1 protein-coding gene and 1 pseudogene are annotated in these 1,340 nt (G+C 72.1%); both read right to left on the bottom strand.

Annotation, left to right across the window (positions count from 1 at the left end):
- A partial coding sequence (locus DW299_RS19530; protein ID WP_240745408.1) for a DUF2510 domain-containing protein occupies positions 1-355 on the bottom strand: 355 nt, incomplete at its 3' end.
- A gap of 31 nt (positions 356-386) precedes the next feature.
- Positions 387-1,340: pseudogene (locus tag DW299_RS19165) on the bottom strand (DUF4352 domain-containing protein); the annotation flags it as partial.

The raw sequence follows: 1,340 nt of genomic DNA, 5'->3' as shown, positions 1-1,340 counted from the left end.
CTCCGTTGCCCGGGGCCGCGGTGGCTGCGGACCCCGGGGCTGCGGCGTACGGGGGCGCCGCGTACGGGGAGGACGGGGTGAACGGCGAGGACGGCGGCACGAACGGCTCGAAGGCCGCCTGGACCGGGGTAGCTGCGAGCGGCACCGCGGGCGTCGGCATCGCGGGCGTCGGCACCGCGGGTGCGGGCTCGGTCCCCGCGGTGGAGGCGGGAGGCTGCGGTACGCCCGACGGCGCCGGGATCTCGGGCGCAGAGGGGTGCGGGTCGATGCTGCGGACGTGCGCGGTCCACTGCTGGCCGTCCCACCACCGCAGGCTGCCGGAGCCGTCGTCGTACCAGCCCTCGGGTGTCGTCATGAGCGGTGCCTGTGTCTTCTTCGGACGACGCTCAGCGCGCGGTGGCTTCCACGGTCACGCGGGCGACCTCCTGGAACAGCTCGTCGCTGACGATCACGACGTACGATCCGCTCTGGGCGACATCGAACGACACGGTGCCCTGCGTGGTCTCACCCGCCGGGAGTTCACTCGATTCGAGCGTGGCATCGCCGAAGATGTCGTAGTCGCCCTCGGCACCCTCCGCGGTCTCGACCGAGAGGTACAGCGGGTTCACATAGGTCGTGCCCTCGAGCGTCTCCCACGTGAGGTCGATCACCAAGTAGCCGCCGTTGGTCGCCTCGAAGTCCGAGCCGTTGGTGGTGCCCCAGGTGGCGGACGTGATCGTCAGCTCCGCGCTGCCGGACATCTGCGTCACGGTGATCGGATCGCCGAGGCTGCCCTCGACGACCGTGCCGGAGCCGGTGCCGTCGTCCGTTCCGGAATCCGTGCCGGAGTCGCTCGTCCCCGTGTCGGAGCCGTCGTCGGGCAGCGAGTCGGAGCGGTCGACCTGGCTGGCGACGGCACCGAGGAAGAACACGAAGCTCATGATCGCGGCGATGATCGCGCCGAGCACCGAGACGCCCAGGCCCGTGATGCCCGGCCACTTCTTGCCCTTCAGGAACAGGGAGATGAGCGACACGATGAAGCCCGCCCCGAGGAACAGCCATGAGAAGACGACCGTGAACGGCGTGAAGGCGAGGAGCAGGCCGAGGGCGGCGAGACCGAGGCCGACGAGGCCCAGCACGGAGATCTTCGCCGGCGCCGGGGCTGCCGCGGCGTAAGCCGGAGCGCCGGGGTAGCCGCCGCCCTGAGCGGGATACGTCTGCGCGGTGGGGTAGGCCGCCTGTCCGGGGTAGCCGCCCTGGCCCGCAGGCTGCGCGGCGGGGGAGTACTGCCCGGGGTAGCCGCCCTGCGGAGAGGCGGCCAGTCCGGCGGGAGGCTGCACTCCGGTCGGACCGGCCGCCTC

Origin of the sequence: Microbacterium sp. K35 (genome assembly GCF_004794375.1) — a bacterium.
Taxonomy (GTDB): domain Bacteria; phylum Actinomycetota; class Actinomycetes; order Actinomycetales; family Microbacteriaceae; genus Microbacterium; species Microbacterium sufflavum.
This window is presented reverse-complemented; position numbering and strand designations above follow the sequence as displayed.